The sequence below is a fragment of the candidate division WOR-3 bacterium genome (assembly GCA_039803925.1).
Taxonomy (GTDB): Bacteria; Hydrothermota; Hydrothermia; order Hydrothermales; family JAJRUZ01; genus JBCNVI01.
Genome location: JBDRZL010000001.1, coordinates 53,182 through 79,115, shown reverse-complemented (window position 1 = coordinate 79,115; position 25,934 = coordinate 53,182). Strand labels below are relative to the sequence as shown.

Here is a 25,934-nt window from a genome sequence, read left to right as displayed (position 1 = left end):
TAGAAAATTTGTCTTCAAAAATCTTTTTTGTAGAAACTGAAAAACAGATTAAAAATTTCTTTTTTTTAACTGACATTAATTCTACCTTTGAGTTAAATCCCTTATTTGAAAAAATTATAAAATATTATAAACCAACTATTATTGTAAGAAAGGAACTTATTTTTAAATTAAAAAAATACACTCCCTATGTATATGATTCTATTGAAATAAAAGAAAATTCATTTGTTTTTGACGCCCTTTTTATACCTTTTAAAATAACTGATTTAAAAAAAGAAGCACTCCTTGAGAATAATGGAAAAATTGTAGGTGTATTTATAAAAAGTGGAATAATAAATGCACCTTTTGATTTTGAAAAATATAAAAATTTAGATGTAAAAAATGTGGAAGGACTATATATAGATAAATTCTATGAACTTCCCTATTTAATCCCTAAAATTGTTAAAATGGTTCTAAAATTTGATAAAGGTTTTAAAAAAATTAAAAAGAATTTCTATTTAAAAAAAGGAAAAATAAGGAAAGGAATTTTTATAGATACGGAAGAAGGTCCAATTATAATTGAGGAAATAAAAAATATATTACCACCTGTAACACTTAAAGGCCCCCTATATATCGGAAAAGATGTTCATCTAAATAGAAGTTTCATAAAAAATTCCTTTCTGAAGGATGTTTTAAGACTAGGAGGGGAAATTGATTCATCAATTTTTTATGGATTTTCAAATAAAGCTCATGAAGGATATGTTGGCCACTCTGTTATTGGAAAATGGGTTAATCTTGGTGCACTCACTACAACAAGTGATTTAAAAAATACATATTCTGAGATAAAAGTAAATATAAGAGAGGATGAGAAAATTAATACTAAAAAAATTAAACTTGGTTCTTTCATAGGTGACCATGTGCAAACAGGAATAGGCACTTTAATATCAACAGGAACAGTTATAATGCCATTCTGTAACCTTTACGGGGGTCTAAATTTTAAAGGGTTTATTAAACCCTTTACTTGGTGGGGAGATGATATAAAAGCAGAATATAATCTTGAAAAAGCAATCAAAGTTGCAAGTAAAATGATGGAAAGAAGAAATATTAAAATAGAGGAAGAATATATTGAACTTATAAAAAATATGTATAAAAAATATAAATCATGATATTAAAGGATAATTCAAAAGAGATTGTAATTGAGAAAAAATTTATAAAAAAGGTTATTGAAAAAGAAAAAATTGGAGATAAAGAAGAAAGACTAATAATACCAGGATTTATTGATACACATACCCATTTAATCCATGAAGGTCTCTCTTCTTTTTTTCCTAATTTATATGAAACTTCTTCCCTTGAGGAGGCAATTCAAAAGGTACTTGAATTCCATCATAGAGATTTGCCCTTTATTTTAGCACTCAACTTTGACGAATCAAAATGGAAAGAAAAAAAACTTCCAACAAAAAAAGAGCTTGATAAAATTTCAAAGGATAAACCCGTTATTTTCAGAAGAATATGCGGACATCTTGCAGTTACTAATACAAGAGGTCTTGAAAAATTTAAGAATTTTAAAGGAGTTGAAAAAGAAACAGGGATAATGAAGGAATTTGTGCCATTAAGGATTTTTTCCTTACTACCAATACCTGAAGAAATCTTTTTAAATTCCCTTGAAATAGCAATTGAAAAGGCAATTAGAAATGGAATAACTACGAGCCACGAAATGGTAGGAAGAAAAGGATTTTTTTATTTTCTTAAATTAAAGGAAAAAAATAAATTAAAAATCAGAATCAGGTATTACGCACCTTACAACTTAATTAAGGAAATTGAAAAAATAGGAATATTAAAGGGATTTGGAGACGATTATTTTAAATTCTGTGGAATTAAAATTTTTACAGATGGTTCCATAGGTTCAAAAAAAGCAAAGTTAAGTTTTAATTACAGGGGAGATAGAAAAAGTGGGCAGATGCTAATTTCAAAAAAAGAATTTCAAAAAATACTAAAAATATGTGAGGATAAAAACTTACAACTTGCAATCCATGCAATTGGTGATAGAGCTATAAAAAATGTTATCAATTGGAGTAAAGAAATCATAAAAAAAACAGATTTAAGACATAGAATAGAACATGCGGAAATGATTGATGAGAAAAGTTTAAATGAAATAAAAAAAATGGGATTTACACTTTCAATTCAACCCAACTTTATAAAGAACTGGCAGTTTGAAGGGGGAATGTATGAGGAAAAATTAGGTAAAGAATGGATTTATAAAATGAATCCTATAAAAACAATAATTGAAAAGAAAATAAAAGTTGGATTTGGTTCAGACTGTATGCCCCTTTCACCCCTTTACGGAATTGAGGGTGCTATTAACCATCCTTCTAAAAAAGAAAGAATTGATTTCTATGAGGCTTTAAAAATTTATACACAGGGTAGCGCCTTTTTATCATTCGATGAAAATTGTTTAGGAAAAATTAAAGAAAATTACTTTGCTGATATTGTTATTTTAAAGAACAAAAAAATTGAAAAAGTAATAATAGATGGGGAAGTTAAATAAATACTCAAACTTTTTCAAATTGAAGTCTGTATAGTTTTGAATAAAGTTCAGACCTTTTTAACAAATCATCATGTTTTCCCCTATCAATAATCCTTCCCTGATCCATTAAAATAATTTCATCTGCCTTTAAAACAGTTGATAATCTGTGAGCAATTACAAGACTTGTTCTTTCTTTGAAGAGATTATAAATGGCCTCTCTTACAAAATGTTCAGAACGAGCATCAAGCTGTGATGTAAATTCATCAAGAATTAAAATTTCAGGATTCTTAATAAAAACTCTCGCTATTGATATCCTCTGTTTTTCACCACCTGAAAGAGCTTTTCCAAGTTCTTTTATATCAGTATTTAAGCCCTGAGGTAATCTTGATGTCAATTCCTCCAAAGCAGCAAATTTTATTGCTCTTTCAAGGTCTTCTTCCTTAGCATCAGGATTCCCATAGAGTATGTTTTCTTTTACAGTTCCTGAAAATAACTTGGGTTCTTGACTAACAAAACCAATTTTACTCCTTAAAGAATCAAGGTCAAAATTTTTAAGGTTTATTCCATCTATGAAAATTTCACCCTCCTGAGGATCATAAAATCTTAATAAAAGGGATAAAAGAGTTGATTTCCCTGCTCCTGATGGTCCAACAAAAGCATAAACTTTACCCTTTTCAAGAAATAAATTTATATTTCTCAAAACCCACCTTTCTTTTTCATAAAAAAACGACACATTTTTAAATTCTATTCCTCTTTCTAACTTTTTAAATTGTATGGAGCCCCCTTTTTCTTCTTTTTCTTTCAGTATGTTGAAAGTTCTTTCAAGAGCTGTTATTCCCTGCTGCAAATTTGAATAAGAAAGTGTTAAACCTTTTAGAGGTTGAAGCATTGAAAGTGCCGAAGCTAAAAAAACAAAAAATTTATCAGGTGTTAAAAGGCTGTATCTAAAAATAAAAACGCCTCCGAGGTATAGCAAAAAAGAAGCCATTATTGCGCCAACAAATTCTGTTAGATGGGGAGTTAATATTGAAAGATTTTCATATTTTAAATGGGCTCTATAAAACTTATCAGTTTCATTTTTAAACTTTTCTATTTCATCTTTTTTTCTAACAAAAGACTTTACAATCTTTAAATTCATGAGAATTTCTTGAGCCCTTGAACCAATTTCACCCATTCTCTCCTGTGCCCTTTTTGCTCTTCTCCTTAAAACTTTTGAGGAAACCTGTATAAAAATAAAGGCAAAAGGCAAAATAATAAAGGAAATTAAAGTAAGTAAGGGAGAAGCCCAAAAGGCAACAATAAGGTAAACTAAAACATTCATAAACTCTCTTAAAAACTGAATTAATCCCTCTGATAAGGCATATCTAACAATGGTTAAATCATGAGTAAATCTTGAAACAAGGGAACCTGTTTTTTCTTTTGAAAAGTATAAAAGTGGTAAATTCAAAAACTTGGAAAAAAGTGCGTTTCTTAAATCTCTTGAAATTATCTCTTGAAACATAAATGACAAAAATTTTGATAAATATCCAAAAAGTGATTTAATCCCAAATATTATAATTAGAAAAAAACATAATCTCTTAATTGACTCAATTTTACTATCGGCAATAAGAAGCTTTTCAACTAAATATAAAAATCTATCTATAAAAAAACTCTGTGATTTTATTTCTCCACCAAATATTATATGTAAAAAGGGAGGAATCATTGTAAGGGAAATTCCATTTACAAGAGAAAATAAAATTGTTGTTAAAATTGTGAGAAATAAAATTATCAAGTGAGATTTAAAAAAATTAAACAATTTTATATAAATTTTCATCTAATTTTCCTCAAACTTTATCCCATATTTTTTTAATTTTTCCCTAAGAGTATTCCTGTGAACACCCAGCAATTCTGCAGCCTTACTCAATTTACCTTTTGTCATCTTCAAAACCTTTTCAATATGTCTCTTTTCTAATTCGTAAAGATTTAAAGTATCATAATCCTCTTCTTTTTCTATTTCAGGTATATATTCTATAACTTCACCCTGTCTTAACAAAACAAGCCTTTCTGCTAAATTTATAAGTTCTCTTACATTACCTGGAAAAGAATAATTCATAAATTTCCTTTTTATTTTATCAGAAAGAATTGGTTTTTTTAAATGATACTTTTCAGAAAATTTTTCAAGATAATATTCCATCAAAGGTAAAATCTCATCTTTTCTTTCCCTTAAAGGAGGTATATAAAAACTTATAACATTTATTCGGTAATATAAATCTTCCCTAAAGAGTTTTTCCCTCACCATTTTTTCAAGGTCTTTATTTGTTGCACAGATAATTCTTGTGTTAATATCTACTCTTTCAAGAGAACCGAGTCTTTCAATCTGTTTTTCCTGCAAAAATCTTAACAATTTTGCTTGAAGATTTAAAGGTAAATCACCGATTTCATCAAGAAATAAAGTCCCTTCATCTGCCAGTTCAAATTTTCCTTTTTTAGACTTTTCTGCACCTGTAAAAGCACCTTTTTCATACCCAAAAAGTTCTGCCTCAAGAAGTTCAGAAGGTATGGCAGTGCAAGATATTGCAACAAAATTTCCTTTTCTACCACTTTTTTTATGTATATATTTTGCAAGAACTTCCTTTCCAACTCCACTTTCCCCTCTTATTAAAATAGTAGCATCTGTTTCTGCTACTTTTTCAGCATCAATAAATATTTTTTTCACATTCTCATTGACAATGATAAATTCTTCCCCTTTAAATTTTTTGATCTCTTCTCTTAAATACTCTAACTCATCCTCAAGTTTTTCTCTTTCTTCAAGCTGTTTTAATATATTAATGAGTTTTTCTATATCAAGAGGCTTTGTTAAATAATCAAGAGCACCTTCTTTTAAAGCATTAACAGCTGACTCAATTGTTCCATGAGCAGTAATAATTAAAAATTTTCCTTCCCCTTCTTTTTTCATCTTTTTCATTAGTTCAATTCCATCTATTTCAGGCATTTTAAGGTCAAGTAAAATAGTTTTATAACCCCTTCTGAAAAAATAAAGGGCATTTGGAACATCCTTCACAAATTTAACCTTAAACCCCTTTTCTCTTAAAATTGATTCTAAATTTCTACCTTGAATCTCATCATCTTCTATAATTAAAATTTTCATCTTATTTTTTTCGTTCCTTCAAAAATCTCATCTGATTTTTTTTCAACCATTTCAATTAATTCTTCAGGGAATACAGCAGAAGCACCAAGTTTTGTAACTTCAATACCAGCAGCTATCGTTGATATTATGGCAGCCTCAAGTGGATTAGCCCCTGAAAGAAGGGAAAGTGTGTAAGATGCTATAACAGTATCACCAGCACCTGTAACATCATAAACTTCAACCTCAAGGGAAGGAATTTTATATATATTATTATCAAATTTTAAAATCATTCCTTTTTCACCAAGAGTTAAAAGTATTATTGGAATAGATAGTTTTCTTGAAAGTTTATCAATTTCTTTTACCATATCATTTTCATTTTTTAGTTCTCTTTTAGAAACAAATTCTAATTCTTTTCTGTTTGGTTTTAAGACTGTGATATTTTTGTAAAAATTAAAATTATGTTTTTTGGGATCACAGGTTAAAATTTTCCCTTTATTTCTTTTTTTTATTTCACTTATCAATTCCCTTGTAATTGTTCCTTTTTCATAATCTTCAAAAATAAAAGCAGAAAAATTATCATTTTCCAGAATTTTCTCAATTATTCTTTTCCTTTGAGAAACTTTTATAGGTTCAGTTATTTCCTCATCAATTCTAACTATCTGCTGATTTTGTCCTATCACTCTTGTTTTTCTTGTAGTGGGTCTTGAATTCACCTTAATAATTCCATCTTTTTTAATACCTTTTTCTTCCATTATATCAAGAAGAATTTTTGAAGAATAATCATCTCCAATAACACCAAAAAGTTCTGGTTCTCCCTTAAGAGCTTTTATATTCCATGCAACATTTGCAGCTCCTCCGAGATTATACTTTTTACTCTTTACAAGGACTACAGGAACAGGAGCTTCTGGTGAAATTCTATCGACATCACCAAAAATATATTCATCCAGAATTATATCACCTATTACTTTGATTTTTTTTCCTTTGAAATTTTTTATGATACTTATTAATCTATCCTTTATTTTCTTCATTAAAAAAAGGATAAAGAATTTTAAAGGTTCTCTCTATCTCTTCTGGAATTATCTTAGTTTCACCTATCACTGGCATAAAATTTGTATCTCCACCCCATCTTGGAACAACATGAAGATGAACATGACCTGGGTAGCCTGCACCTGCTATTTTCCCAATATTTATTCCTATATTAAAACCATGTGGTTTAATTGACTTTTTTAAAGCTTTTATTGAGAGTTTTAAAAAGTTAAAAATTTCCAGGCTTTCCTCATCCTTCAAATTTTCAATCTTACCTGTATGTCTGTAAGGAGCTATCATAAGGTGACCTGAATTGTAAGGAAATTTGTTAAGAATTATAAAACACTTTTTTCCCCTTTTTAAAATAAAATTTTCTTCGTCTCTTTTTTCTTTTGGTTTAATACAGAAAATACACCCTTTTTCTTTTTCAAGGGTTTTTATATATTGGATTCTCCAGGGTGCCCATAATTTTTTCATAATTTGTCCTTTTTAATGTAAATTATCCTTCCACAATAATGACAAACTCCTGTTTCCCCTTTTCTCATCATCTCATCAATAGTGAAAAATGGGATCTGAGAACTGCATCCTGAACAATAAAACTTTTTATCATTTCCCTCATCCTTTATCTCAACTTCACAAACAGCAGGATAACCCCTTCCACTTAAAATTCTCTCGTAAACTTCAAGGACTTTTTTATCAATCAATATTTTTTTTCTCAATCTTAAATCTTCAGCTTCTTCAATTTTCTTTGGAATTTCTGTTAATTCTTCTTCCAGTTTTCTTAAATTTTCCTTTTCTTTCTCAACTTCATTTTTTACTTTATTTTTAAAATCAATAAATAATTTTTTCTTCTGTTCCAATTTTTCTTCCCTTTGTAAAATTTCTTCTTCAAGCTCCATTTTTCTTCTTTTTGAAAATTCAATTTCACTCTGGAGAGCTCTATACTCTTCGTTAGTTTTAACTGAAAACAGATCCCTTTCAAATTTTTTAATATTTTCTTCTATATCCTCAAGATCAAGATATAAACCCTTAATTTCCTTTTCCATTATTTTTATTTCTTCTTCTTCTTTTTTAATCCTTCCCTCTATTTCAGATATTTCCTTTTTTTTCTTTTCAATTATAGAGGGTAATTTTTTTAACCTATCCTTATAGGAAAAAATAACCCTGTCAACTTCTTGTAAAACCAGAATTTTTTCCAAGGTTTCAATATCAAAACCCAATTTTTTCTCCTTTTTTAAAACTAGTTTAATATTTAATAATATTAAATTTTCCTTGAATTTTTCAAACCAGAGATTGTAAAATAAAAGAGGTTCTAACACTTTTTAAAAGGAGGTAAATAGAGTGTTTCCCTTTATAATTTTTTTAATAGTTTTAATATTTTTTGTTTTCTTCTTCATAGGAATTTATAACAACCTTGTAAAGCTTAAACTGAGAGTTCAAAATGCTTGGTCTCAAATTGATGTTCAATTAAAAAGAAGACACGACTTGATACCTAATCTTGTTAATGCTGTTAAAGGTTATATGAAGTATGAACAGGAAACCCTTCAGAAGGTTATAGAGGCAAGAGCAAAAGCTGTTTCAGCATCAGGAACAGGAGATATAAGAAAAATAGCGGAAGCAGAAGGAGAACTTGGGGGTGTTCTAACAAGACTTTTTGCACTTTTTGAAAATTATCCTGAATTAAAGGCAAATGAAAATGTTTTAAAACTCCAAGAAGAATTAACACATACAGAAAATAATATTGCCTTTGCAAGACAGCATTTTAATGATTCTGTTATGAGGTATAACACAGAAATTCAGGTTTTCCCCAATAATATAATTGCAGGAATTTTCAATTTTAAACCCTATGATTTCTTTGAAATTAAAGGAGAAGAAAAGGAGGCACCGAGAGTGAATCTTGAATTTTAATTAAAATGGGAAAAAGTTTTTATGATATACAGGAAAAAAACATAAGGAAAACTAAAATTTTAATATTTTTATTTATCTTCTTTGCTACTTTTTTTGGATTTCTAATAGATTTTTTTTATGCCGGTTTTCCTGATTATTCAAAAATTCCCTTTTTTACAATTTTTGCCTTTCTTTTATCTTCTATAAATTCCTATATTTCCTATAATTTTGGAGACAAAATCCTTTTAAAAACTATAGGAGTCAGAAAACTAAACTTAAATGATTTGAAGGAAAAAATGCTTTTAAATGTAGTGGAGGAAATGAAAATTGCCTCTGGACTTCCCATGCCAAAAGTCTACATTCTTGATACAGATATTCCTAATGCCTTTGCAACAGGAAAGAATCCTGAAAACTCCTCTATTGTAGTAACAAAAGGGTTACTTAATCTTCTTAACAGAGAAGAACTGCAAGGAGTAATAGGTCATGAAATGGCTCATATAAGAAACAGAGATATTCTTGTTATGACCGTAGCTGCCACACTTGTTGGTGTAATCCTTTTGTTATCTGATCTTGCAAATCGTTTTTTGAGATATCAATTTTTTACTGATAGTAGAACCTCAAAAAGAAGAGAAACCAGAAGTAGAATAGGTTTAAAGGGAGGGACAATTACTCTTATACTCCTTATTCTTCTTTTGATTCTTTCAATTCTTGGACCCTTATTTGCAAGGCTTGTATTTTTTTCTATATCAAGGTCAAGGGAATATTTAGCAGATGCGAGTTCTGCTGAACTAACAAGGAACCCTCTTTCTCTTGCGAAAGCCCTTGAAAAAATTGCCTCTTTACAAAACCCCTTTCAATGGAAAATGAAAGGAGTTTCCCATATGTGTATAGTTAATCCTTTAAAATCAAAATTTGGTGAAATGGAGAATTTTTTTGCTGACCTTATGTCAACTCACCCACCTATAGAGAAAAGAATAAAAGTTTTAAAAGAAATGGCAGGAGTGTTTTAATTAAAGAAATCATTATTAAATTTTCTTTATAATAATAAGGGAAGGGTCCAAAGCCCTTATTTAAAATTTGCCTTAAAATGAAGAAAAAAATAATTGAATTATTCAAAATGGAACCTGGAAAAATTAGAGCTCCAAGAGGAGATAAACTAAATGCAAAAGACTGGGTACAGGAAGCTGCTATAAGAATGCTTATGAACAATGTTGACCCGGAAGTTGCAGAAAATCCTGAAAAATTAATTGTTTATGGAGGAACAGGAAAAGCTGCAAGAAACTGGGAATCCTTTAATATGATTGTAAGGGAACTTTTAGAACTTGAAAATGATGAAACCCTTTTAATTCAATCAGGAAAACCGGTTGGAGTTTTTAAAACACATGAATGGGCTCCAAGAGTTTTAATTGCTAATTCCCTTCTTGTTCCAAAATGGGCAAGAGAGGATTATTTTGCAATGCTTGAAGCAAAAGGTTTAATAATGTTCGGTCAGATGACAGCAGGTTCCTGGATATATATAGGAACTCAGGGAATAATTCAGGGTACCTATGAAACATTTGCAGCCTGTGCAAGAAAACATTTTGGTTCTTCTCTAAGGGGGAAATTTGTTTTAACTGCTGGTATGGGTGGTATGTCGGGTGCTCAACCACTTGCAGTAACAATGAATGAGGGAGTTATTCTTGATGTAGAAGTTGAACCTAAGAAAATTGAAAGAAGGTTAAAACAGGGGTTCTGTGAATTTATGGTTTATAATCTTGATGAAGCCTTAAAACTTGTGGATGAAGCAATAAAGAAAAAAATTCCAAGGTCAATTGGACTTGTTGGGAATGCTTCAGACATTCATCCTGAACTTGTAAGAAGGGGAATAATCCCTGATGTGGTAACTGATCAGACTTCAGCACATGACCCATTAAATGGTTATGTTCCTGGAAGAATGACTTTAGAAGAAGCTCTTGAATTGAGAAGAAAGAATCCAGAGGAATATTTAAAAAGGTCTTATGAATCAATTGCAAGGCACATGGAAGCAATTCTTGAAATGCAAAAGCAAGGGGCAGTTGCCTTTGATTATGGAAACAACATAAGAGGAAGAGCAAAAGAGGCAGGAGTTGAGGATGCTTTTAAAGTTCCTGGTTTTGTTCTTGAATATATAAGACCATTATTCTGCGAAGGAAAGGGACCCTTTAGATGGGTTGCACTATCAGGTGACCCAGAAGATATATATTTGACAGATAGAGAGGTTCTTAAACTTTTTCCTGAAAATGAATCATTAAGAAGATGGATAAAATTAGCAGAGGAAAAAGTGCCTTTTCAGGGATTACCAGCAAGAATTTGCTGGCTTGGTTACGGTGAAAGGGATAAAGCTGGTCTTCTTTTTAACAAACTTGTCAGGGACGGAAAATTAAAAGCTCCTATAGTAATAGGAAGGGATCACCTTGATGCTGGTTCTGTTGCTTCACCCAATAGAGAAACAGAAGGAATGAAAGACGGTTCAGATGCTATTGCTGATTGGCCTGTTTTAAATGCACTTTTAAATACAGCTTCAGGTGCCTCATGGGTTTCCCTTCATCATGGAGGAGGAGTTGGAATAGGTTACTCTATTCATGCAGGACAGGTAATTGTTGCAGATGGTTCAAAACTTTCAGATCAAAAACTGGAGAGAGTTTTAACAAATGATCCAGGGTTGGGTATTGTAAGACATGCAGATGCAGGTTATGAAACAGCAATTAAAATAGCAAAGGAAAAGAAAATCAAAATACCAATGTTAAGGGAGGAAGAGTGAAAATAATATCACTGTGTAATCAGAAAGGAGGAGTTGGTAAGACAACTACATGTATAAATTTGGGAAGTGCTTTATCTATTTTAAAAAAGAAAGTTCTTTTAATAGATTTTGATATTCAGGCAAATTTAACAAGTGGACTTGGATTAAAAAATTTTAAAAAGGGAATATTTGAAATTTTAAATGAGGGGGGGAAAATTGAGGATATAATAATAGAAAGAAATAATCTCTTTATTCTTCCATCGACTGGTAAAAATAGTTTAATCTTTGAAAAAGAAAAAGCAAAAAGTTTCCATAAATCACTTAAATCTTTTGATTTTGATTATGTTTTCATAGATACACCTCCCTCACTTGGGGATCTATCTATATTTGCCTTATCAATAAGTGATAAAGTTATAATACCTGTTCAAAGTGAATATTTTGCTCTGGAAGGGCTTGTCTCCCTTCTAAGTACTATAAAATATGTAAAGGCAAATTATAACCCTCTTATTTCAGTAATGGGTTTTATTATAACAATGTATGATTCAAGACTTTTACTTTCAAAACATATTGAAAAAGAACTAAGAAACTCTTTCGGTGACAAAGTTTTTAAAACAGTAATACCAAGAAATGTGAGATTGGCAGAAGCTCCCTCTTTTGGGAAAACAATTTTTGAATATGATAGAAATTCAATAGGTGCAGAAAGCTATTTAAATTTTGCAAAGGAGGTGCTAAAACTTGAAAGAGAAAAGGAACCCCTTGGGTCGCACCTTGAATGAACTTCTTTCAAAGCGGGAAGAAATAATAAAAATCCCTATTATAAATATTAAAGAATCAAAATTTCAGATGAGAAGAAAAATAACACCTGAAACTCTAAAGGATCTTGTGGAGTCAATAAAGGAAAAGGGAATAATTGAACCAGTGATTGTAAGACCTATCAATGAGGGATATGAAATAATAGCAGGACACAGAAGATTTCTTGCTGCGAAAGAGGCAGGATTAATGGAAATTCCATGTATAGTTAAAGAAGTAAGTGATACTGAAGCAGCTGAAATTTCTATAATTGAAAACATACAAAGAGAAAATCTAAATCCCATTGAAGAGGCTATTGCAATTAAAAGACTAATTGATGATTTTAACTTAACTCATGAAGAAGTGGCAAAAAAAATTGGAAAATCAAGAGTATATGTAACTAACCTTTTAAGACTACTTAAACTTCCTTCTGTGATAAAGGAAAATATAGAAAAAGGAGAACTCTCAGAAGGACATGCAAGAGTCCTTTTGAGTTTAAAGGATGAAGAAGAGATGATAAAACTTGCAGAAGAAATAATAAGAAAAAAAATTCCAGTTAGAGAAATTGAAAAAAAATTAAGTAAAAAAATAAAAATAGATTTTTCAAAAGAAGAAGAGCTTTTAAGAAAAAAATGGGGAGTTGAGGTAAAAATTCATTATAAAGGAAAAAAAGGAAAAATTGAGTTTATATTTAAAGATGAAAAGGAGTTTGAATTTTTAATCGAAGAACTTTTGAAATGAAGGATATTAAAAATTTACTAAAGGAACTTACAAAATTTGATGCTCCAAGTGGTAGAGAAAGAGAACTTTCCTTATTTATAGAAAAATACCTTAAAGAAAATGGATTTATAACAGAAATTGATTATTTTGGAAATGTTGCAGGAAGACTTAAAAAGGAAAATGGTAAAAAGCTTCTATTAACAGCACATATTGACCAGATTCTGCTTTATGTAACTAAAATTGACAAAAACTATATCCTAATAGATACAAGGATGGCTGATAAAAAGATTTTAAAAGGTAAGGAAGTAATTCTAATTACAGAAAAAGGGAAATTTAAGGGAATAATTGGAATGACACCTCCTCATATAAAAGAAAAAGACAAAAAGGATTATCTATACATAGATTTGGGACTTTTGACTCCAGAAGAAACCGCTGTAAAACCTGGTGAACCTGTTTTGTTTTCATCAGAATTTAAAGAATTGAGTGAAAATATTTGTGCAGGAAGATCTTTTGATAATAGGGCTTCTGCAAGTGTTCTTCTTGATTTAGCCAGGGAATTAAAGGATATGAATTTTAAAGGAGAAATTATTTTGTATTTTTCTGTTCAGGAGGAAATAAGTGGATTGGGAGCCTCTCTGATTACAAAAAAATTTGAGCCACATGAAGCAATATGTCTGGATGTAACTTTTGCAAGAGCTAAATTGGATGAAGATACAGAGATTGAACTCAATAAAGGACCTGTAATAGCAAAAGGTCCTTTTATAACAGGAAAAATCTCTGAAAAACTTATAAAAATAGCTAAAAAAGAGGAAATTCCTTTTCAAATTGAAGTAATAGAAAGTTATACCGGGACTGATCTTGACAATTTCTTTGTAAGGGATGGTGGTGTTCCATCTGGTCTTGTTTCAATTCCTCTAAGATATATGCATTCACCAAATGAACTTCTTGATATAAGAGACCTTTTGAGAACAAAGAAACTTTTAATTTACTACATAAAGGAGGAACTTTCTTGATTTTAAAATTATTGCTATTCACATATATATCATCTTTCGGTTTCCAGCATTTATTCCTCCCCTACTCGCCTTACGAAGATATTATGTTAAAGGATGAGCCTTATTTTATTTTTGAAAAAAATTTTTTTGAATATAAAAGAAAAAATTTATTAGATTTTTTAGAAAGAAAATCCTACATTAATTTTAATTACCTTAAATGGATTGCAGGTTCTAAAATCAACAAAATCAGTATTTATTATGAAAGCTTGAAATTAATATTAACTTTTAAATTTTTTGACTACGGTAAGTTTGAATTTTATGAATTTCCCTCAAAAGAACCTCTTCTAACTTATAATCCTTTTGGTATATCTCTTGGATTTACTAAAAGTTTTTTCTTTTCAAAAAATTTTCCCTTTTTTATTTCCATTTTTTACAATGAGGAAAAATTTTTAAATAGTAATGCAGAAAATTTTACTCTGAATTTTAACTTATTTATAAATATTTTAAAAAATCCAAAAATTGAAATATCCTTAAATAATCTTGGAACAAAACCCTCTTACAGTGAAGAGTATATAAGGATTCCAACTTATTCTGATGTTAAAATTATTAATTATTCAAAAAAATTTGATTTAGAATTAAATATTACCTATAGAAAGGGTTTGTGGGGAAATAAAAACTTTTATAATGGATACCATATTTCTGTGGAAAAAGATTTAAAAAATTTTATAAAATTATTTTTAGGAATTGGTAAAAAGGATGATATTTCTAATTTTGGAACTGGATTTGAATTGAAAATAAAAAAATTTGTGAATTTTGTTTATTCCTATAGACCTTCAGATAAATTTGAAGATATAAATTCTTTTAGCTTAAAAATAAACTTTTGATATGCTTGAATTTGAAAAACCTGTATACGAACTTGAAGTAAAAATAAAGGAATTAAGGGAGCTCTCTAAATCAAGACCAGAACTTCTTGAAGAAATTGAAAGGTTAGAAAAAAAACTTAGTAAAGTAATGGAGAACGTTTACAGGAATTTAAGTCCATGGAATATAACTCAGATTGCAAGGCATCCTGAAAGACCACATTCTATTGATTATATTAAAAATGTATTTGAAGATTTTTTTGAAATACATGGTGATAGGGCTTTTTCAGATGATCCAGCAATAATTGCTGGTATAGGGAAACTTGAAAAATTTTCCTTTGTTATAGTTGGTGAAGAGAAAGGAAGAGATACAAGAGAAAAGATTAAAAGAAATTTTGGTATGCCAAATCCTGAAGGTTACAGAAAAGCAATAAGAGCTTTTAACCTTGCTGAAAAATTCAATATACCTGTAGTAACACTTGTTGATACACCCGGTGCTTACCCTGGAATAGGAGCAGAGGAAAGGGGGCAGGCATGGATTATTTCACAAAGTATTTATAAAATGATTGATCTTAATGTTCCAATAATAACCTTTATAATTGGTGAAGGAGGTTCAGGTGGTGCCCTTGCTATAGGAGTTGGAGACAGGGTTTATGCACTTAAATATTCCATTTATTCTGTTATTTCACCTGAAGGTTGTGCTGCAATTTTGTTTAGGGATTCTTCAAAAGCAGAAAAGGCAGCTAAGTATTTAAGGCTTACCTCACAAGATTTAAAAGAATTTGGTATTATAGATGATATAATTGATGAACCTCTTGGTGGGGCTCATAAGGATCCTCAATATGTTTATAGGATTGTAAGGCAAAAAATTTTAAAAGATGTTGAGGAAATGAAAAAAGAGACAATTTTGGAATTGAAAAATAAAAGAAGGGAAAAGTATCTTAAAATAGGAATATACAGAGAGGTTTAAAATGGCACTTGAAGGAACACTTGAAGATTTTGAATTAACAGATATTTTACAGATAATTCAAATGGGAAGGAAGGATGGAACTTTAATTATTGAACATCCTTCAGGTGAAAAGGCAAAAATTTTTATTGAGAATTCCATAGTAGTTCATGCAGAATGTGGAGGTGAAACCGATGACCTTGCTATAGCAAAAATTTTTGAATGGGATAAGGGTAAATTCAGATTTGAAATCGGACAGAAGACTGACAAAAAAACATTAAATATACCAATTCCAACAATGATAATGGAAGCTGCAAGAAAAATTGATGAATGGAACAGGATAAAAAAGGTTATACCTTCTCTTGAAACAGTTTTTGAACTTGAACCTAACCCAAATACAGATATTGAGGTGATTAATTTAAATGCCGATGAATGGAGGGTTCTTTCCCAAATTGATGGAAAAAGAAATATTAAAGAACTCGCAAATATTTTAAGAATGGGTGAAATTGAAACAGCAAAAATTCTATTCGGTTTAATAGGATTAGGTCTTGTAAGAATAAAAAAGATAGAAGAAAAAAAAGAAAAATTTGAAACAGAGAAAAAAGAAAAAGAAGAAGAGAAAAAGGACAAAGGTTTTTTTGGATTTTTCAGAAAAAAATAATTAGGAACTTGAAATTTTAATTTTTTTTTGATATTATAAATAATACCCCATGTAATAGGTTAAGGGTAGGAAAAGATGAGGACCCCATACCCCCTCCTGCCCCAGGGATTATTATCCCTGGGGTTTGTTTTTTTATAGGGTCTTTTTTTAAAATTTATTAAAAGCACCGCTAGCTCAACAGGCAGAGCATCGGATTCTTAATCCGAGGGTTCCGGGTTCGACTCCCGGGCGGTGCATAGAAGAAATCAAAAAATGTATATAATAGTTTTTTGTACAACTCAAGGAAAAGATAAAGCCTATGAAATTTCAAGAAAAATTATTGAAAATAAACTTGCAGCATGTGTTAATTATTTTAAAGTAAATTCCATTTTTGAATGGAAGGATAAAATTGAAGAGGAAGAAGAATACCTTCTTATCATAAAAACAAAAGAGGAAAAATTTAGGGAACTTGAAAATTTCATTAAAAAAAATCATCCCTATGAAGTTCCCGAAATTATTTATTTTAAAATTGAAAAAGGTAATGAAGATTACCTAAAATGGATAGATGATACTTTAAAATAGGTTCTAATCCTTATAAAAATTTTTAAATTTATGAAATTAAAATATATACCTTTTTTGCTCATATATGGAGTTCTCATATCTCAGGTTAACCCACCTTTTATAGGTGATAGATTTAGATCTTTTAGATATCTATCTACAGTGGGTCTTATAGAAGATGACCTTGATTTATTACTTGATCCAGGAAGATACTTTGAGGTTGAAAAAAATATATTATTCTCAGGACTCTCAAATATTGCTACAAATAATGATATGCCTTTTTCCGGTATTGATGGGGCATATTTTATGTTTGGTTTTAAAAATACCTTTAAACCTCTTGGAAATTTAGTCCCCTTATCTTTACTATACGCTCATCAAACATTAAAAACACCTCAACCAAATTTTTTAGGTGGAAGAGGTGAAACAGAAAATTTCATCTCTGAAAGATATGATACAGATGGTAATGGAAGTTTAGATTCTCTCCATACCGAAAAAATAATATCATCCTCATTTAGAGAAACAAAAGAGAACCCCTTTTTCCTCGGAGCTGCAAGGGAAATGGGCAATATGATAGGAGGACTATTTTTCTTTCACTCAAAATTTGGAGAATTTTTTGAGCCAGCGGGTCATCCAATTTTTAATCCCTTTGGTAATCTTTATTATCTTAGAGAAGAAAGAGATAATGTAAACGGAACACTTCTTGAAAGAGAGGAATGGACTGGTTTAGGGAAAAGAGATTCTACATTTCAGAATAATATGTTTGGTGCCGGTTTGTATATAAAAGAGTTAATATTAAACTCGGATCTTGGTTTACAGATTGGATATGGAATAAATAGTATAAAAATTATGGAAGATATTTATACAAGAGCTTATACAGATTTTAATCCTGGCGGGTCGCTTTCAAGAGAAGATAGAATTTACCAAACCTTTTTTAACCTTAATCCTTCTGGAAGTTCATATTTTATAAGATTTTTTACAAGAAGAATCGTAAACCAAAACTATGAATCAGAAGACAATTTGTACTTTACCTTTTTAAGTTCAGGAATTTCAAAAGGAAATACTCCTTTTAAGAGGCTTGAAGATATATATTTAAGAGAGGATATTGGTACAGGTACTTTAAGAGAAAATAGAATCACAAACGAAACAAATGGTTCAATAGAATATGAGGATAAAGGAAATCAAATTCTTTTAGGATACAGATTTAAAGGATTTATAGATACTGAAAAAAGAGTATTTTTCGCATTTGGCTTTTTCTTCACAAATTACATTTTTAACTCAACTTTAAGAACAGATTCAAATTTCCAGAATGTTAATACTTTTAATGATGGTGACAATGAGCTAAGTGACCCCGATGATTATATTACTACAATAGCTTTTTCAAGAAGTGATGAAGTAGAATTTTCTCTTTCAAGAAGGAGAGTGGAGTTACCGGTTGCCTGCGAAATGAAATTAAGTAAAAACATTTTATTCAGGCTCGGTGCAAATCCTTACTTTGTATTTACTGAAGATGAAAGAACTTTTACTCCCTTATATTCCTCTACAAGGGTAACAAGAACAGTAAGAGGAGATGGAACAGAGACTATAGTAGTTGATCCTCAACAGATAAGTACAGGAAGAAGAAATTTACAGAAGGGCAAAACATCAGGTGTTAACTTTGCTTATGGTCTTTCATATAAAATAGGAGAGACTTTTTCAATGGATTTAATGGGTTTTTCAAATTTAACAAATTTAGCAAGTTGGAAGGTCTCAGTAATATTTAAATTTTAAAAGGAGGTCCCAAAATGAAGAAATTTTTATATTTAAGCTTAATAGTGATTGTTAGTTTAAGTATATACTCATGTAAAAGAAAATCACTCTCAATTGAACCAGGTGAGCTTGGAAATGAGTTTATAAAAGAAAATACACTTCCAAGAGTACTCTCAGTAGAGACCTTTGATGGGGACAGAGTCCTTGAAGATTATGATACGACACTTGCTGATATACAGGATATAATTTTTATTTATTTTTCAGAACCAATGGATGAAAATTCCCTTTTATCATCTGTTCAGATAAAAGTAATTGGTGGAAGAGGAAATCAGGTTCCTTCAGGTTCATGGAAATATGAGAAAGAAAGTAATAGATTAATTTATAAACTTTCACCAAATGTAGGTTATGCTGATTCAACCAAGTATGAAGTAATTATTAGAAGCTCTGCAAAAGACCTCTCAGGAAATCCACTTGATGGAAATGAAAACGGAATTGCTGAAGGAAACCTTGATTATTATTACAGAACATTATGGACAAGGAGAGGAAATTTTGTTCCTGATCCTGATCACAATCCTCCCAGATTTATTAGCATTTTTCAAAATTTGATTTCACCGAATCCAGCTCTTCTCGGTGGATTGGTTCGAACAAGGGATAGTGTGCATGTAAGATTCTTTACAATAGATATAGATCAAAGTTCAGTTCAAGGTGCTTTTCATCTTTATGAATATGAAACAAATACAGAAATTCCTCTTGGAACACCTCGTTTCCAGGTAGATACCCCTGCATCAAGAACAAACATAATTTTTAAAGGTTTTACTCTTGATTACAGTAAAGTTTATAAACTTGTTATAAATACAAGTTTAAAAGATACAGCAGGTAATTCCCTTGATGGTAACAATAATGGTATTTCTGAAATAGATAGAATTGACAGGGTAGAAATATTATTTGCAACTTTCGCACCAGATAGTTCAAGAACTGATTTTCCATCTTTTGAAAATTATTCAAGGACCAATAATATAATAACCTTCTGGTTTGATGAACTTATGGATACAAGCACTATCAATTTTGGAACTATTAAGGTTTTTCGGAATTATCTTCAGGATGCAATTCCCTTTGGGATGAGAAAATTTCAAAATCATGATAATAAAAAGACGTATATTGAACTTACACTTTTATCCAATAAAAACGAGCCTGTATATTTATGGATAAGCAAAAATGTGAAGGATGCCGCTGGATTAAAACTTGACTCAAATGGCGATAATATAGGAGGAATTGAAGAAGTAGATAACAAGATTTTAAGCATACCTTAAATTAAAAACAAAACTTCTTTAGGGTTCAAAGCCCCTTTAAACCTTTCTAAAAATGAAGAGGACATATCAACCAAGTAGAATAAAAAGAAAAAGAAGACACGGTTTCAGAGCAAGAATGAAAACAAAAGGAGGAAGAAGAGTATTAAAAAGAAGAAGACAAAAAGGAAGATGGAGACTTTCGCCATAAATTTTAAACTTCCTGAGAGATTAAAAAAAGAGGAAATTAATGAAATTTTTCAAAAAGGTGAATTTAAAAAGGGAAAAATGCTATTAGTCTTTTATAGAAAGGGTAAAGGTAAAGTAGCTTTTACAGTAAAAAAAGAAAAATTAAAGGCTCATGATAGGAATAGAATTAAAAGACTCCTAAGAGAAGTTTTTAGAAGAAATAAATTACTATTTAAAGGATATGATGTTGTCATTATAGGTAAAAGTGAAATTCTTAATTCTAAATTTACGGAATTGGAAAAAGAAATAAAAGAAATATGGGAAAAATGAGAAATTTAATTATTCTTATTATAAAAACAGTGAGACTTTTTTCAAATTTATTTCCCCCTTCCTGTAGGTTTTATCCGACATGTAGTTATTATGCGGAAGAGGCAGTTAAAAAATATGGGATATTTAAAGGGCTTTTACTCTCTTTATGGAGAGTTTTGAGATGTAACCCCTTTTCAAAGGGTGGAATAAACTATCCTGAAGAGGATTTAAAAATAATATTCAGAAAATGAATAGAAATTTTACCTTGATATTATTTTTGTTATTATTTTTTATAATTTATAACATTTTGCTTTTAAAACTTTTACCGAAGGAAAAAAAAGAAGAGTTAAAAGAGAAAGTTACAAAAACTGAACTTAAATCTTTAAATTTAAAAGAGAGCGGAAGCTTCATTATTGAAAATGAGAATTTAAAAATTGTTTTTTCTGAAAAAGGTGGGATTATAAAGGAAATAATATTGAAAAAGTATAGAGACTTAATAAGCAAGGAGAATGTTAAAATAAATTTTTATAATTTTGTGTCACCTTTTGATTCTATTTTAGAAATTAAAGAAATTACAAGTAATAAAATATCATTTTCCTCACCAGATGGAAAAGTTTCAAAAGAATTTATCCTTGAAAAGGGTTATAAATTAAAATCTAAATTTATAAATACCAATTATTTTTTATTTTCAACATTACCATTAATTGATAAAGGGGATGAAAAAATTTATCATTATATTGAGTACAGTAAGGGAAAAGTTAAAAGACATAACTATAATAATTTCTTAAATATTGACTTTGCAGGAGAAAATACACTATGGATAGGTAGTGAAACCAAATATTTTGTGCAAGTCCTTATAAAACCTGAATATTACAAAAAAATAATAAAAGGAGAGGAATATAAGGAAGGGAAATTTTTTAAACTAATAAATGAAAACAGGGACTCATTTATTACATATATAGGACCAAAAGACTATTTTGTTTTGAAAAAAGAGGGATTTTTGCTTCATGAACTTTATCCCATGGGATTTTTTATTGTCAAACCTTTTACTATTTTCATACTCTATTCATTTAATTTTCTATATGACATTACTAAACATTTTAGCCTTGTAATTCTTATTTTCACCCTTTTGATGAAAATAATATTTATTCCCTTAACAATAAAATCACTTAGAGCAATGAAAAAAATGGAAGAGTTAAAGCCAAGAATGGATGCTCTAAAAAAAGCTTATAAAGATGATCCAAAGAAATTAAATGAAGAAATTTTAAAACTTTATAAAGAGATGGGAGTTAATCCCTTTTCAGGTTGTTTACCTTTACTCTTACAATTACCTGTATTCTGGGCTTTATATCAAGTTTTAACAAATGAAATTATGTTTAGAGGAAGTGAATTATTTTTATGGATAAAGGATTTATCCAGCAAGGATCCCTATTATGTGTTACCAGTTCTCATGGGTTTAACCTCTCTTTTACAGCAGATTATTCAACCATCTCAGGATAAAGATACAAAAAGAATTGGACTTTTTATGTCTGTTTTTATTACAATTATATTTTTAAACTTTCCTGCTGGACTTGTATATTACTGGTTATTATATAATATAATTGGTTTATTTGAAACAATGTTAATTAAAAAGAGGTTTAAAAAATGAAATATATTGAAATAAAAGCTGAATCGATTGAAAAGGCAATTGAAAAGGCACTTAATGAAACAGGTGCAAAAAGAGAGGATGTTAAAATTGAAATCTTAAATGAAAACCAAAACAATGTAAAAATCAGAGTATACCTTGAATGGGAAGAGTTTAAACTCATAGAAAATTTTTTAAATGGGTTACTTGATATACTAAAAGATAAAGGTAAAATAAACTTTGCCTTTCACCCTCCAAGAATACATGTAAATATTTCAACAAGAAGGTCTGATAATCTATTAATAGGTAAAAAGGGAGAAACTTTAAAGGCTCTTGAGCATATTCTTTATCAGATTTTTAGAAAAAAGTATAAGGATTTGAAAGTAAGGTTAGATATATCCGATTATAAAAGAAAAAGACATTCTTTTATAATTCATAAAGCTAAAGCTGTAGCAAAGTTAGTGAAAGAAATAAAAAGGGAAATAACTTTTGATCCCCTTACTGAAGAAGAAGAAAAATTAGTGAGAAGAGCTCTTAAGAAGGAAAAAGGTATAAGAATTTACACTGCTGGAAGGGGCGAGAGAAAAAATCTGATTATTGCCCCTTTAACCTAATTTGTTTAGATTAGAAGATACAATCTGCGCCATTTCTACCTCTGTATCCAAAAATTCAGCTATAAACATTATTAGAATTTCAGGAGAAAAAACTTTTGAAATTCTTTCCAAAATATTAAAACCTCCTCCACCCTATATTGAAAGAAAAATGTACCTTGGTAAAATTTATGAACCTGATACGAAAAAATTAATTGATAAAATTCAATGGGTTTATTATAAAAAACCAAAAAGCTACACAGGTGAGGATATGGCTGAGATTTTTACTCATGGTGGAATAATTATTCCTGAAATTATTCTGAAAATACTAATTAAATTAGGAGCAAGACTTGCTGAGCCAGGAGAATTTACAATGAGGGCGGTTTTAAACGGAAAAATGGATTTATTGCAGGCTCAGGCTATAAATCAGATAGTAAAATCAGAGAACTTAAAAGCCCTTGAGATATCCCTAAAAAGACTTGAAGGAGTTTTGAGAAAAAAATTTGAAAATTTATTCGAAGATATTAAAGAAATTTCAGCAGAAATTGAAGTAAATTTGAATTATCCAGAAGAAGACCTTCCCCCTTTCCGAAAAGAAAGTATTTTTAAAAAAATTGAAAAAATAGAAAAAAAGATAAAAAAATATTTAGAGGAATCTGAAAATTCAAAAAGGGTTTTTGAGGGTTTTAAAATTTCTATTTGTGGTGCACCAAACGTAGGAAAATCAACTCTATTTAATAAATTAATAAAAAAGGAAAGGGCTATAGTAAGTGAAATTCCTGGTACTACAAGGGATTATATTTCAGAAAATATAAGTATAAAGGGTATAAATTCTATCATTTACGATACAGCAGGTCTTAGATTAAAAACACCTTCAAAAATAGAAAAAATTGGAATAAAAAAAACAGAAAAAATTATTGAAGAATCTGATATAATTATATGGATTTTTGACAGTCAGAAAAAACCTCTTGAAAGGGAATTAAAAAAAATAAAAAAATTAAAGAAAGAAAAAAATTTTATTTTTGTGATTAACAAAATGGATAAAAAAATTAAATGGAACAAAAATATTTTAAAAGATTTAGGAGATGAAGTTTTTGAAATAAGTGCTTTAAAAGGTATTGGTTTAGAAAATTTAGTAAAAGAAATTGAAAAAAGGTTTGAAAAAGAATCTGGATCAGCAGAAATTTCTCTCACCCTATATGAAGAATCAAAATTAAAGGAAATTCTTTACGAAATTGAGAAAAGTAAAGAAACACTCAAAGAAGGAAGGGAAGAAATAACAGGTTTACATTTAAAAAATGCCCTTTCAAATTTAAATACACTTCTTGGAAAAGATATTGATAATGAAATCTTACAGAAAATTTTTTCTGACTTTTGTGTTGGAAAATAGAAAGGTTCAAATCCCTTTAAAAAAATTTTTTAAAAAAAATGTTATATCAATTATCTGAAGAAGAATTAATGATTAAACAAACTGCAAGAAAAATAGCAGAAGAAAAAATAATTCCCGTAAGGGATAAATATGATAAAAGTGGCGAATTCCCCTATGAAATAGTAAAAGTAATGGCTGAAACAGACCTTTTCAGGGTCTTTATCCCTCCTGAATATGATGGTTTGGGGATGGGAATTTTTGCTCTCTGTCTTGCAGTTGAGGAACTTTCCTGGGGATGTGCTGGAATTGCTCTTTCTCTTGCAGGAACCGCACTTGGAACTTTCCCAATTATTCTTTTTGGAAGTGAAAAACTCAAAAGAAAAGTTTTACCTGAAATTGCTAAAGGAAAAATTGCCTCCTTTTGTTTAACTGAACCAGAAGCAGGAAGTGATGCTTTAAGTATAAAAACAACAGCAATAAAAAAAGATGGGGGATATGTTATAAATGGAGTAAAACAGTTTATAACAAATGCACATGTTGCTGATTTTTATTCAGTATTTGCTTTAACTGATCCTAAAAGAGGACCAAGAGGAATGAGTGCTTTTCTTGTTGAAAAGGGGACAAAGGGGTTAAAACTTGGTAAAAAAGAAGATAAATTAGGAATAAGAGCTTCCCCAACAGGTGAAGTTATTTTTGAAGATGTTTTTGTTCCTGAAGAAAATTTGATTGGAAAAGAAGGACAGGGTCTTTTTGTTGCAACTCATACATTTTTATATACACGACCCGGTGTAGCAGCCCAGGCTATCGGAATTGCCCAGGCAGCTCTTGATGCAGCAGCAGAGTATTCAATGCAGAGAAAACAGTTCGGTCAGCCAATTTCCGGTTTTCAGGCAATACAACATAGATTAGCTGAGATGGCTATGAAAATAGAAGCAGCCCGTGCACTTACATACCAGGTCGCAAAAGCTATTGATAGAGGAGAAAAACCTGAAAAGGAATCTGCAATGGCAAAATGTTTCGCTTCCGATGTTGCAATGAGTGTAACTATTGAAGCAGTTCAAATTTTTGGCGGATACGGTTATATAAAAGAGTACCCTGTGGAAAAAATGATGAGGGATGCTAAAATAACACAGATTTATGAAGGCACAAATGAAATAATGAAAAATATAATTGCATCTGAACTTTTAAAAGAAGCAAGAAGAAAAATGAAGGTTTAAAATTAACCCGCTATAGCCTCTCCACCATCAACTCTTATCACATTTCCCGTTATCCACTGAGTTTCAGGTAATGAAAGTGCATAAATTGCTTTTGCAACATCGTCTGGTCTTGTGATTCTTCCAGAAGGATTAAAAGTTTGTGCAAATTTCAACATTCTCTCATGACCCGGAATTTTTCTTAAAGCTGGAGTATCAGTTATACCCGCTTGTATAGCATTCACGGTTATTCCAAATTTTGCAAGTTCAAAGGCAAGCTGCCTTATATGGGACTCAAGAAGGGCTTTTGAAGCAGAAACAGCACCATAACTTTCCCAGACCCTTTGAGAACCCATACTTGTCATAGCAAAAACCCTTGAACCTTTTCCAAGCAATCCTTTTTCAAAAAGATCAACAACCCACCAAACAAGAGAATTACCCATAACTTCAAGTGTCATTTCCATATCAGGAGGTTTTATCCTATTATGACCTATGTAAGGCTTCAAAGTTCCAAATGCAATTGAATGCAAAAAAATTCTTAAATATTTTCTTTCCTTTTTAAGAATTTTTTCTATCTCATGGATTACCTCTTTTCTCTTCTCATGGTCCGCAGCATTAACATTGAAAAATTTTACAAAAACACCCTTACTTTCAATCTCCTTAATTAATTTTTCAACTTCAGGCATTGTACTTTTTCTATCAAGATGAACACCAAAAATATTTATTCCCTTTTCTGCAAGATAAAGGGATGTTGCTTTTCCAAAACCACTTGATGAACCAAGAATTAAACCGTATTCTCCCTTCATAACATATTTATAAATTTATGGATTTGAACCAGTTTATAAT

Annotated in this window: 27 protein-coding genes and 1 tRNA gene; 22 read left to right on the top strand and 6 right to left on the bottom strand. The window is 29.9% G+C overall.

The window, feature by feature from the left end; all coding sequences use genetic code 11:
• The first annotated feature begins 8 nt into the window (after positions 1–8).
• The gene (locus tag ABIN17_00400; GenBank protein MEO0283520.1) at positions 9–1,142 is read left to right on the top strand and encodes a hypothetical protein; all 1,134 of its coding nucleotides are present in this window, start codon (positions 9–11) and stop codon (positions 1,140–1,142) included.
• Entirely contained in the window at positions 1,139–2,521 is a 1,383-nt protein-coding gene (locus ABIN17_00395) for an amidohydrolase family protein (GenBank protein ID MEO0283519.1), read from the top strand. Before ABIN17_00400 ends, ABIN17_00395 begins: the two co-directional genes overlap by 4 nt.
• A 4-nt stretch (positions 2,522–2,525) precedes the next feature.
• Here ABIN17_00395 and ABIN17_00390 read toward each other — a convergent pair whose 3' ends face one another.
• From ABIN17_00390 to ABIN17_00370, 5 genes are read right to left on the bottom strand one after another with little or no spacing between them, the layout of a single operon-like run.
• The gene (locus ABIN17_00390) at positions 2,526–4,313 is read right to left on the bottom strand and encodes an ABC transporter ATP-binding protein (GenBank protein MEO0283518.1); all 1,788 of its coding nucleotides are present in this window, start codon (positions 4,311–4,313) and stop codon (positions 2,526–2,528) included.
• Positions 4,314–5,627, bottom strand: a complete 1,314-nt coding sequence (locus ABIN17_00385; GenBank protein ID MEO0283517.1) for a sigma-54 dependent transcriptional regulator — start codon at positions 5,625–5,627, stop codon at positions 4,314–4,316.
• Positions 5,624–6,634 (bottom strand): PfkB family carbohydrate kinase, encoded by a 1,011-nt coding sequence (locus ABIN17_00380; protein ID MEO0283516.1) that lies wholly within the window; start codon positions 6,632–6,634, stop codon positions 5,624–5,626. The genes ABIN17_00385 and ABIN17_00380 overlap by 4 nt, the downstream gene beginning before the upstream one ends.
• Positions 6,615–7,109: an HIT domain-containing protein gene (locus tag ABIN17_00375; GenBank protein ID MEO0283515.1), complete on the bottom strand. Its 495-nt coding sequence runs from the start codon at positions 7,107–7,109 to the stop codon at positions 6,615–6,617. The genes ABIN17_00380 and ABIN17_00375 overlap by 20 nt, the downstream gene beginning before the upstream one ends.
• The gene (locus ABIN17_00370) at positions 7,106–7,852 is read right to left on the bottom strand and encodes a hypothetical protein (GenBank protein ID MEO0283514.1); all 747 of its coding nucleotides are present in this window, start codon (positions 7,850–7,852) and stop codon (positions 7,106–7,108) included. Before ABIN17_00370 ends, ABIN17_00375 begins: the two co-directional genes overlap by 4 nt.
• 121 nt (positions 7,853–7,973) lie before the next feature.
• Here ABIN17_00370 and ABIN17_00365 point away from each other — a divergent pair, with 121 nt between their 5' ends.
• The 20 genes from ABIN17_00365 to ABIN17_00270 all read left to right on the top strand — a co-directional run bounded on the left by ABIN17_00365 (position 7,974) and on the right by ABIN17_00270 (position 25,112).
• Positions 7,974–8,540 (top strand): LemA family protein, encoded by a 567-nt coding sequence (locus ABIN17_00365; protein ID MEO0283513.1) that lies wholly within the window; start codon positions 7,974–7,976, stop codon positions 8,538–8,540.
• Positions 8,541–8,545: 5 nt separating this feature from the next.
• On the top strand, positions 8,546–9,529 hold the full coding sequence (locus tag ABIN17_00360) for a M48 family metallopeptidase (protein MEO0283512.1): 984 nt from the start codon (positions 8,546–8,548) through the stop codon (positions 9,527–9,529).
• A 107-nt stretch (positions 9,530–9,636) separates the two neighbouring features.
• Positions 9,637–11,298 (top strand): urocanate hydratase, encoded by a 1,662-nt coding sequence (gene hutU / locus ABIN17_00355; protein ID MEO0283511.1) that lies wholly within the window; start codon positions 9,637–9,639, stop codon positions 11,296–11,298.
• The gene (locus tag ABIN17_00350) at positions 11,295–12,053 is read left to right on the top strand and encodes a ParA family protein (protein MEO0283510.1); all 759 of its coding nucleotides are present in this window, start codon (positions 11,295–11,297) and stop codon (positions 12,051–12,053) included. Before hutU ends, ABIN17_00350 begins: the two co-directional genes overlap by 4 nt.
• The gene (locus tag ABIN17_00345; GenBank protein ID MEO0283509.1) at positions 12,013–12,807 is read left to right on the top strand and encodes a ParB/RepB/Spo0J family partition protein; all 795 of its coding nucleotides are present in this window, start codon (positions 12,013–12,015) and stop codon (positions 12,805–12,807) included. Before ABIN17_00350 ends, ABIN17_00345 begins: the two co-directional genes overlap by 41 nt.
• Positions 12,804–13,799 (top strand): M20/M25/M40 family metallo-hydrolase, encoded by a 996-nt coding sequence (locus ABIN17_00340; protein MEO0283508.1) that lies wholly within the window; start codon positions 12,804–12,806, stop codon positions 13,797–13,799. Before ABIN17_00345 ends, ABIN17_00340 begins: the two co-directional genes overlap by 4 nt.
• Positions 13,796–14,662, top strand: a complete 867-nt coding sequence (locus ABIN17_00335) for a hypothetical protein (GenBank protein ID MEO0283507.1) — start codon at positions 13,796–13,798, stop codon at positions 14,660–14,662. Before ABIN17_00340 ends, ABIN17_00335 begins: the two co-directional genes overlap by 4 nt.
• Before the next feature lies 1 nt (position 14,663).
• Positions 14,664–15,608, top strand: coding sequence for an acetyl-CoA carboxylase carboxyltransferase subunit alpha (locus ABIN17_00330; protein ID MEO0283506.1), 945 nt, complete (start codon positions 14,664–14,666; stop codon positions 15,606–15,608).
• Position 15,609: 1 nt separating this feature from the next.
• Positions 15,610–16,245 carry a DUF4388 domain-containing protein gene (locus tag ABIN17_00325; GenBank protein ID MEO0283505.1) on the top strand — a complete coding sequence of 212 codons (636 nt, stop codon included), beginning with the start codon at positions 15,610–15,612 and terminating at the stop codon, positions 16,243–16,245.
• A gap of 163 nt (positions 16,246–16,408) precedes the next feature.
• Positions 16,409–16,481: transfer RNA gene (locus ABIN17_00320), tRNA-Lys, on the top strand.
• 16 nt (positions 16,482–16,497) lie between these two features.
• On the top strand, positions 16,498–16,806 hold the full coding sequence (cutA, locus tag ABIN17_00315) for a divalent-cation tolerance protein CutA (protein MEO0283504.1): 309 nt from the start codon (positions 16,498–16,500) through the stop codon (positions 16,804–16,806).
• A gap of 30 nt (positions 16,807–16,836) precedes the next feature.
• Entirely contained in the window at positions 16,837–18,549 is a 1,713-nt protein-coding gene (locus ABIN17_00310) for a hypothetical protein (protein MEO0283503.1), read from the top strand.
• 14 nt (positions 18,550–18,563) lie between these two features.
• Entirely contained in the window at positions 18,564–19,838 is a 1,275-nt protein-coding gene (locus ABIN17_00305; protein ID MEO0283502.1) for an Ig-like domain-containing protein, read from the top strand.
• Between the two features lie 52 nt (positions 19,839–19,890).
• On the top strand, positions 19,891–20,025 hold the full coding sequence (gene rpmH / locus ABIN17_00300) for a 50S ribosomal protein L34 (GenBank protein ID MEO0283501.1): 135 nt from the start codon (positions 19,891–19,893) through the stop codon (positions 20,023–20,025).
• The gene (gene rnpA / locus ABIN17_00295; protein ID MEO0283500.1) at positions 20,007–20,333 is read left to right on the top strand and encodes a ribonuclease P protein component; all 327 of its coding nucleotides are present in this window, start codon (positions 20,007–20,009) and stop codon (positions 20,331–20,333) included. The genes rpmH and rnpA overlap by 19 nt, the downstream gene beginning before the upstream one ends.
• The gene (gene yidD / locus ABIN17_00290; GenBank protein ID MEO0283499.1) at positions 20,330–20,563 is read left to right on the top strand and encodes a membrane protein insertion efficiency factor YidD; all 234 of its coding nucleotides are present in this window, start codon (positions 20,330–20,332) and stop codon (positions 20,561–20,563) included. Before rnpA ends, yidD begins: the two co-directional genes overlap by 4 nt.
• Positions 20,564–20,589: 26 nt before the next feature.
• Complete coding sequence (gene yidC / locus ABIN17_00285; protein ID MEO0283498.1) at positions 20,590–21,960, top strand: membrane protein insertase YidC; 1,371 nt, start codon at positions 20,590–20,592, stop codon at positions 21,958–21,960.
• Entirely contained in the window at positions 21,957–22,550 is a 594-nt protein-coding gene (locus tag ABIN17_00280) for a Jag N-terminal domain-containing protein (protein ID MEO0283497.1), read from the top strand. Before yidC ends, ABIN17_00280 begins: the two co-directional genes overlap by 4 nt.
• Before the next feature lies 1 nt (position 22,551).
• On the top strand, positions 22,552–23,916 hold the full coding sequence (mnmE, locus tag ABIN17_00275) for a tRNA uridine-5-carboxymethylaminomethyl(34) synthesis GTPase MnmE (GenBank protein ID MEO0283496.1): 1,365 nt from the start codon (positions 22,552–22,554) through the stop codon (positions 23,914–23,916).
• A 38-nt stretch (positions 23,917–23,954) separates the two neighbouring features.
• Positions 23,955–25,112, top strand: a complete 1,158-nt coding sequence (locus tag ABIN17_00270) for an acyl-CoA dehydrogenase family protein (protein ID MEO0283495.1) — start codon at positions 23,955–23,957, stop codon at positions 25,110–25,112.
• A gap of 2 nt (positions 25,113–25,114) precedes the next feature.
• On the opposite strand, the gene ABIN17_00265 is transcribed toward ABIN17_00270, so the two are convergent.
• A complete protein-coding gene (locus tag ABIN17_00265; protein MEO0283494.1) occupies positions 25,115–25,894 on the bottom strand; it encodes an SDR family oxidoreductase in 780 nt (259 codons plus the stop codon).
• Between the last annotated feature and the right edge of the window lie 40 nt (positions 25,895–25,934).